Raw genomic sequence first — 8,116 nt, 5'->3', positions numbered from 1 at the left:
CATCTTCCTTAAATCGCTTGTTAAATGTTATTGAATTCACACCTATAAATTTCTCCCTTGTACTCATTTGACAAAGGTAATACTATTTTCGTTTTTGGGCGGCCTAAACGCCTATACCTATTAAGTTGAATCATAAGGAACTTTTTTTAGCATTTAAAATGATTAAAAAAGTGCTATAATTTCTGTTTCAAATACTTCGCCGTAACTGATTTTTTGCTTTTAATGATGTCTTCGGGAGTTCCTTCGGCTAGTAATTGCCCTCCATTTTCGCCACCTTCAGGTCCCAAATCAATAATCCAATCGGCACATTTTATCAAATCTAGATTGTGTTCAATCACTAAAATAGAATGTCCTTTTTCAATTAATGCCTCGAACGAAGCCAAGAGCTTTTTAATATCGTGAAAATGTAATCCTGTCGTTGGTTCATCAAAAACAAAAAGCGCTTTTTCTTTGGTAGCACCTTTGACCAAGAACGAAGCCAATTTGATTCGTTGTGCTTCGCCGCCCGAAAGGGTAGAAGAGGATTGTCCTAATTGTACATAACCCAAACCTACGTCTTGCAGCGGTTGTAATTTTTGGATAATCTTGTTTTGTTTATTGGCAGTAAAAAAAGCAATAGAATCATCAACGGTCATCGTCAAAATATCATGAATGTTCTTGCCATCGAAAGTGACTTCGAGCACTTCTTTCTTGAATCGTTTGCCGTTGCAGGTTTCGCAATGCAATTGGACATCTGCCATAAAAACCATTTCAACATTGATAGTGCCTTCGCCCTTGCAGGTTTCGCATCTTCCGCCATCCACATTAAATGAAAAATGTTTGGGTTGATACCCCCGAATTTTAGATAGTTTTTCTTTGGCAAACAAATCTCGAATATCATCATACGCTTTGATATACGTCACAGGATTCGAACGGGAACTTCGCCCAATTGGATTTTGATCAACGTATTCGATATGTTGAATCTTATGGTAATACCCACGCATTTCAGTAAATTGTCCTGCTTTGTCACCAACGCCATCCAGTTTTTTCTGCATCGCCGGAAAGAGGATTTTTTTGACCAAAGTACTTTTTCCGCTTCCCGAAACGCCTGTAATTACGGTCAAACATTCCAATGGAAATTTAACATCAATATTTTGTAAATTATTTTCTCTTGCTCCCAGAATCTCAATGTAATTATTCCATTTTCGGCGAATGCGAGGGGTTTTTATTTCCATTTCTCCGTTGAGGTATTTTGCCGTCAAGGAAGTCGATTTCAATATTTCGTCGAAAGTTCCTTGGGCAACCAATTCACCACCAAAAGTTCCTGCTTCGGGACCAATATCAATAATCATATCGGCGGCTTTCATAATATCTTCATCGTGTTCGACAACAATAACTGTATTTCCTAAATCGCGTAAAGACTGCAAAACTTTTATTAATCGTTCGGTGTCTTTTGGATGCAAACCGATGCTAGGTTCGTCCAAGATGTACATCGAGCCTACCAAACTACTTCCGAGAGAAGTTGCTAAATTGATACGTTGCGATTCACCGCCAGAGAGTGTGGCTGAATTTCTATTCAATGTTAGATAATCCAAACCGACTTCGGTCAAAAACGATAATCTATTGTTGATTTCTAACAATAATCGTTTGGCAATTTGTTGTTCATAGGCATCCAAATCGATGTTTTTGAAAAAAGTAACCAAATGTTTTATTGGTAAATCAACCAAATCTGAAACCGTTTTTCCGTTGATTTTTACATAAGAAGCTTCGATTCTTAAGCGTTTTCCTTTGCAAGAATGGCATTTGGTTTTGCCACGATAGCGCGAAAGCATTACTCGGTTTTGGATTTTATAATTTTTGTCTTCCAATTCTTTAAAAAAGGCATTCAGTCCTTGGAAATAGCTATTCCCTGTCCAAACCAAATCTTTTTGAGTTTCCGAAAGTTCAAAATAGGGTTTGTGAATAGGAAAGTCAAACTTATAGGCGTTGTTTACCAATTCGTCGCGAAACCAGCCCATACTTTCTCCACGCCAAGGATAAATTGCGTTTTCAAAAATGGACAAGGAAGTATTCGGAATTACCAATTCTTCGTCAATTCCTATGATATTGCCATAACCTTCACAAACAGGACAAGCACCGTACGGATTATTAAAACTGAACAAATGCACGTTTGGTTCTAAAAATGTAATCCCATCCAATTCGAAATTATTGCTATAGGAAAAACGTTTTTCAGTATTTAATTCTTGCAAATGACAAATACCTTTTCCTTCATAAAAGGCAGTTTGAACGGCATCAGCGAGTCGGTTGTAAAATTCCTCTTCTCCCAAATTTTCTGGATTGACAACGATTCGGTCTACAATAAGTAAAATATCTTTGTCATCTAACGAATGGGCATCGATCTCGTCAAGTCGAACGGTTTCATTATCGACCAAAATTCTTGAAAACCCTTGATTAAGCAAGGCTTTAAGTTTGTCTTCTAAAGCCCTACCGTGTTCCAAATGAATAGGGGCGAGCAGCAACCATCTACTATTGGTTTTGATGTTTTTTACATCGGAAATCACATCCGAAACGGTATTTTTTTTCACTTCTTGACCCGATATTGGCGAAAAAGTCCGGCCCACTCTAGCAAATAGTAATTTGATGTAATCGTAAATTTCGGTCGAAGTTCCAACTGTCGAACGCGCATTAGTCGTGTTTACTTTTTGTTCAATGGCAATTGCCGGTGCAATTCCCTTGATGTATTCTACCTTTGGTTTATCTAATCTTCCTAAGAACTGTCTGGCGTAGGATGATAAACTTTCAACATAACGACGTTGCCCTTCGGCATACAAAGTATCGAAAGCTAAGCTAGATTTTCCAGAACCTGAAAGTCCGGTAATCACCACTAATTTGTTTCTAGGAATCGCAACATCCACATTTTTGAGGTTGTGCACTTGAGCTCCTTTGATAATTATATTTTTCTTTGGGTCTAAAGTAGAAAGGTCAATTTGCATGTAAAACCGAATTTTCACAAAAGTAATCAATTTTAAAATGAGAAATAGCATGCAAAGAATCACAAAAATGAAACAATGTAAGTTTTCCAATTCGATTTTTTTAACTTAGTTCAATAGTTGTATTTAGTTATAAAGAGGGTTATTTGTGAGGTTGTTTGTGTGTTTCTTAATTTTTTTATAGTTTTTTCTTGCATTTTAAGATAATTATTAGTTAAATTTGACCAATCAATTAACACAAATAAACACATAGCCTATTTTATAGCACTACTTTTTAGAAAAATCGCTCCATTTTTATTTAAAAACTAAAAGGTATTACTATGGCTAATGTACAACTCCCTGATTCTTTATTGGTACACAATTATATTGCAGGCGACGAAAACGCGTTAACAATATTAATCAATAGGCATCAATCCAAAATTTTTGGTTTTATATATTCGAAAATCTCTGATAGGGATATTTCGAATGATATTTTTCAAGATACTTTTATTAAAGTCATCAAGACTTTAAAATCCAATTCTTATAACGAAGAAGGTAAATTCCTTCCTTGGGTGATGCGTATTGCACACAATCTTATTATTGACCATTTTAGAAAAAACAAAAAAATGCCGATGTTCAGAGAAACGGAGGAATTCTCTATTTTTTCGATTATGACCGATGATTCGCTTACAATCGAAAATAAAATCATTCAAGAACAAGTCGACGTTGACCTTCGAAAACTAATCGATGAACTTCCAGCCGATCAAAAAGAAGTGTTGCTGATGCGAATGTATCAAGATATGAGTTTTAAGGAAATCTCAGAAGTAACAGGGGTTAGCATTAATACGGCTCTAGGTCGTATGCGTTATGCCTTGATGAATATGAGAAAAGTTATCGACAAACATCAAATTATTTTAACGAATTGATACTATAGTAAAAGTTTTTGCGTTGTATTAAAAAAACTAGTACTATATGGCAAAAATTTACTCTAAAAAAAATGTAGTTACCCATTCGATGAAACCTGAAAAAGAAACAATTTCTTTTTTATTAAATTACTCAAAAGCATTAAATATTATTAAGTGCAATAAAATGAGTTTCGAAGTTATAGCTAATTGAGAAAACGTCCCGATATTTATCGGGACGTTTTTTTATAGTATTCATCTAAAACAGTTTTTTTGCCCACAGTTTTAGTGATAATATCGTTTTCCAAATTCCAACCACGAGCTGGAGAATATTCTCTTCCGTACCAAATCATTTGCAGGTGTAAGTTATTCCAAGTTTCTTCTGGGAATAGGCGTTTAGCATCTTTTTCGGTCTGAACCACATTTTTGCCATTAGATAAATTCCATCGGTGCATCAAACGGTGAATGTGTGTGTCCACCGGAAAGGCTGGAACACCGAAGGCTTGAGACATCACGACACTTGCAGTTTTGTGACCCACAGCAGGCAACTCTTCCAGCATTTCAAAACTTTGAGGCACTTTCCCATCGTGTTTTTCAATCAGAATATGCGACAAACCGTGAATCCCTTTCGACTTCATTGGCGACAAGCCGCACGGACGAATAATTTCCTTGATTTCTTCAACCGACATTTTCACCATATCATACGGATTGTCCGCCTTGGCAAAAAGCAGTGGTGTAATTTGATTCACCCGAACATCCGTGCATTGCGCCGAGAGCAAAACCGCAATCAGCAAAGTATAAGGATCCTTGTGATCTAAGGGAATAGGGATTTCGGGATAGAATTCTTTTAACGTATTTATAACAAACGTTACGCGCTCCTGTTTGGTCATTTTTCAGTAAATTTGAGTCGTAAAGAAAGTCAATTTCAATAGCAATTACAATAGCAATTTTAAACTTCTAACTTCTAACTTTTAACCTCTAAATTTAAAATGACAACACTAAAAAAAGGAGATCAAGCACCCGATTTTTCAGGAATCGATCAAGACGGAAATATCCATAAATTAGCCGATTATAAAGGAAAAAAATTAGTGGTTTTCTTTTATCCAAAGGCAAATACGCCAGGCTGTACAGCCGAAGCTTGCGATTTGAGAGATAATTTTGAACGCTTTCAAGCTAATAATTATGCTCTTTTGGGAGTCAGTGCTGATGCGGCGAAAGCCCAAGCCAAGTTCAAAGAAAAATACGATTTCCCGTTTCCTTTGTTGGCAGACGAAGATAAATCGGTAATTCAGGCGTTCGGAGTTTGGGGCCCCAAAAAGTTTATGGGAAAAGAATACGACGGCATACACAGAACCACTTTCGTAATTGACCAAAACGGAATGATTGACGAAGTAATTTCAGAAGTAAAAACAAAAGCCCACGCCGCACAGATTTTGAAATAGAAATCAAAATTGAAGCGAAAAAGCGAAGAAACTTTAAAAATTTCTTCGCTTTTTTATAATGGGAAATACTAAGTTTCTAATTGTCTTTCTCTAAAAGTACATTTGGGTTGTACCCAAAAAGTTTCTTTTTCTTAATAATTTTGGCCACACCTGTAGGAAGCATATTTTCCCAACCTGGCTTGCATTCTCCAATCATTTTCAGTACTTCACGAGAAAACACTTCTAGGTTTTTAGGGTTGTAATTTTCAATATCAACCACTTTTCCATTAAATTTAAAGAACTTATACAATTCTTTCATTCGAGGATGAACCATTAAGGTTTCTGAGTTTACAATCTCGCCGTCTTCGCCAATCATTGGATACAAATACACTTTCATATCACGGTAGAATAATTTTCCGAAAGCTTCAAGGATTCCACCACTCAAATGGCGATAGTATTTTTCGTCAAAGATTTCGATCAAATTGTTTACACCCATGGCCAATCCCATTCTAGCTTTGGTATATTTTGCAAAATATTCCACCACTTTATAATATTCTTGGAAATTCGAAATCATTACTGTTTGTCCCAGAGAACATAACAATTGGGCTCGGTCCATAAAATCTTTTTCGTCTATTTCACCGTCGGAGCGTAAATTGGACAGCGTGATTTCAAAGATAACTAATGTACTATCAGCGTTAACCTTTTGCTCGTTTAGAAACATTTTTAATGATTCCTCGTACATGTCCATATTTACTTTGGTAACAGGGCGGAAGCTTCCTCTTAAAGCTAGAATATTTTTTTTGTACAATATCGCTGCCGGAAGGATGTTTTTGCCTTCTGGATCAAAGATCACAGCATCAGTCATTCCGTTTTTTACCAGCTGCAAACTCATTAGACGATTATCTACATTAGCAAATCGTGGTCCTGAAAAGTTGATGGTATCTATTTCTAATTGGTCTTTATCAAGATGGTCGTACAAATAACGCAATAAGTGTTTTGGGTTATTGTATTTGTAAAAAGCACCATAAATCAAATTTACACCGAGTATTCCAAGTGTTTCTTGTTGCAAGCGAACATCAGTTTCTTTGAATCGAATGTGTAAAATGATCTCGTTGTATTCTTCTTCAGGCTCCAATTGGTATTTTATACCAACCCATCCGTGTCCTTTGAATTGTTTAGCAAAGTCAATGGTGGCAACGGTATTTGCGAAGCTGAAAAATATTTTATTGGGGTGTTTTTTTCTGCTTAATCGTTTTTCAATTAAACCCGCTTCGTGAGTCAGAATTTTTTTGAGACGGCTTTCAGTTACGTATCGCCCATCTTCTTCGACTCCATAAATGGCATCACTAAAATCTTTGTCATAAGCCGACATTGCTTTCGCAATTGTACCTGAGGAACCTCCAGCTCTAAAAAAATGCCTTACAGTTTCTTGTCCTGCACCAATTTCAGAAAAAGTTCCGTAGATGTTTTCGTTCAAATTGATACGAAGAGCCTTGTCTTTTAAAGAAGGAATTTGTTCGATGACTTTGTCACCTTTCAACTTAATTTCGGTGTCTCTTTTCATAAAGAAATCGCTGTTTTGGTGCAAAGTTAATAAAATATGTTTCAAATTGCAGAGATTTATTGCTATTTTTGTATAATAATTAACAAACGTTTTAGATGAATATTTATTTTTTAGGAACCGGCACTTCACAAGGAATTCCTATCATTGGAAGCAATCATTCAGTTTGTCACAGTCAAGATTTTAAAGATAAGAGACTTCGAGTTTCAGTTTGGATTCGTTGGGGTAATTTTTCTTATGTAATAGATTGCGGTCCAGACTTTAGACAACAAATGCTACAGTCAAATTGCCAAAAAGTAGATGGTATTCTATACACACACGAACATTCTGATCATACGGCAGGCCTAGATGATATTCGTCCGTTTTTTTTTAAGCAAGGAGATATTCCAATTTATGCACATCAACGAGTTATTGAAAACCTCAAACAAAGATTTGGTTATATTTTCGAAACCGAAAACAAATATCCGGGTGCACCCTCAGTAAAGCCTATTGAAGTTGTAAATAATCAGCCATTTGCGATCGGTGATAAAGGGGCAATTCCGATCAATGTAATGCACGGACGGCTTCAGGTTTTCGGGTACCGAATTGATGATTTTGCTTATTTGACTGATGTCAAAACGATAGAAGAAAATGAAATTGCCAAATTAAAGAATCTAAAAGTTTTGGTAGTAAACGCATTGCGTGAAGAGCCGCACAATACCCATTTCAATTTACAAGAAGCCTTAGATTTTATCGATTTGTTGAAACCTGAAAGGGCCTATCTTACTCATATTAGTCACATTATGGGATTTCACGAACAGGTACAACAAAAACTGCCGAAAAACGTTTTCTTAGCTTACGATAATTTAGAAATTACTATTAAATAAAATTAAAAATGAAGAAGTCCTTATTGCTGTATCTTTTTATCATCCTTTTACTTTTGAATGTTTTTACCTTTATGTATTTCAGTAAAAAGTTGACTTTCGAAGAAGAAAAAGCTACAAAAATAGAATTGAAATTGAAAAAAGATTTAGAAGTATCTACTACAAAATTGACTGATGCCAACTATTTTTCTTTGGAAAAAAACGAGAATGCCCAGAATTATTTCAATCCTGAGAACGCGACCAAAACGATTCAAGTAGAAAAATTGATTCCAGTTGTAACCGAAAAATTAATGGATTTGAATGCCAATCCTAAAGGCAATCCTTATGTAGGACAAGATCAAATTGGCGCCAATAAATTCATCATCAATAAAGTGAAAGTGTTGAACCATCGCTGGATTATCGCCGATTTTAGTGATGGTGA

Annotated in this window: 7 protein-coding genes; 4 read left to right on the top strand and 3 right to left on the bottom strand. The window is 35.7% G+C overall.

Annotated elements, in window-relative coordinates; all coding sequences use genetic code 11:
* Positions 1 to 173 precede the first annotated feature (173 nt).
* A complete protein-coding gene (gene uvrA, locus ACIQ1E_RS13075; RefSeq protein WP_396171755.1) occupies positions 174 to 2,972 on the bottom strand; it encodes an excinuclease ABC subunit UvrA in 2,799 nt (932 codons plus the stop codon).
* A 317-nt stretch (positions 2,973 to 3,289) separates the two neighbouring features.
* Between uvrA and ACIQ1E_RS13070 the strand changes: the two genes are divergently transcribed.
* Complete coding sequence (locus tag ACIQ1E_RS13070; RefSeq protein ID WP_396171753.1) at positions 3,290 to 3,874, top strand: RNA polymerase sigma factor; 585 nt, start codon at positions 3,290 to 3,292, stop codon at positions 3,872 to 3,874.
* 206 nt (positions 3,875 to 4,080) lie between these two features.
* On the opposite strand, the gene nth is transcribed toward ACIQ1E_RS13070, so the two are convergent.
* Positions 4,081 to 4,740, bottom strand: a complete 660-nt coding sequence (gene nth, locus ACIQ1E_RS13065) for an endonuclease III domain-containing protein (RefSeq protein ID WP_396171751.1) — start codon at positions 4,738 to 4,740, stop codon at positions 4,081 to 4,083.
* Positions 4,741 to 4,839: 99 nt separating this feature from the next.
* Here nth and bcp point away from each other — a divergent pair, with 99 nt between their 5' ends.
* On the top strand, positions 4,840 to 5,292 hold the full coding sequence (bcp, locus tag ACIQ1E_RS13060; protein WP_396171750.1) for a thioredoxin-dependent thiol peroxidase: 453 nt from the start codon (positions 4,840 to 4,842) through the stop codon (positions 5,290 to 5,292).
* 76 nt (positions 5,293 to 5,368) lie between these two features.
* Here the strand turns inward: bcp and ACIQ1E_RS13055 are convergent, their stop codons facing one another.
* A complete protein-coding gene (locus tag ACIQ1E_RS13055) occupies positions 5,369 to 6,835 on the bottom strand; it encodes a TonB-dependent receptor (RefSeq protein ID WP_396171749.1) in 1,467 nt (488 codons plus the stop codon).
* Positions 6,836 to 6,930: 95 nt separating this feature from the next.
* Between ACIQ1E_RS13055 and ACIQ1E_RS13050 the strand changes: the two genes are divergently transcribed.
* Both ACIQ1E_RS13050 and ACIQ1E_RS13045 read left to right on the top strand, forming a co-directional pair.
* Positions 6,931 to 7,698: an MBL fold metallo-hydrolase gene (locus ACIQ1E_RS13050; RefSeq protein WP_396171748.1), complete on the top strand. Its 768-nt coding sequence runs from the start codon at positions 6,931 to 6,933 to the stop codon at positions 7,696 to 7,698.
* Between the two features lie 8 nt (positions 7,699 to 7,706).
* Positions 7,707 to 8,116, top strand: a 410-nt coding sequence (locus ACIQ1E_RS13045) for a hypothetical protein (RefSeq protein WP_396171747.1), incomplete at its 3' end; no start/stop codon positions are given.

It is taken from the genome of Flavobacterium sp. (assembly GCF_044348915.1).
In the GTDB taxonomy this organism is placed as follows: domain Bacteria; phylum Bacteroidota; class Bacteroidia; order Flavobacteriales; family Flavobacteriaceae; genus Flavobacterium.
Note: the sequence above shows the minus strand (reverse complement) of the source record. Positions and strands in the feature narration are given on the sequence as shown.

What these genes read in the sequence shown, in the direction of transcription:
- uvrA (WP_396171755.1), bottom strand. Translation starts at nt 2,972, where the DNA reads ATGCAAATTGACCTTTCTACTTTAGACCCAAAGAAAAATATAATTATC.
- ACIQ1E_RS13070 (WP_396171753.1), top strand. Translation starts at nt 3,290, where the DNA reads ATGGCTAATGTACAACTCCCTGATTCTTTATTGGTACACAATTATATT.
- nth (WP_396171751.1), bottom strand. Translation starts at nt 4,740, where the DNA reads ATGACCAAACAGGAGCGCGTAACGTTTGTTATAAATACGTTAAAAGAA.
- bcp (WP_396171750.1), top strand. Translation starts at nt 4,840, where the DNA reads ATGACAACACTAAAAAAAGGAGATCAAGCACCCGATTTTTCAGGAATC.
- ACIQ1E_RS13055 (WP_396171749.1), bottom strand. Translation starts at nt 6,835, where the DNA reads ATGAAAAGAGACACCGAAATTAAGTTGAAAGGTGACAAAGTCATCGAA.
- ACIQ1E_RS13050 (WP_396171748.1), top strand. Translation starts at nt 6,931, where the DNA reads ATGAATATTTATTTTTTAGGAACCGGCACTTCACAAGGAATTCCTATC.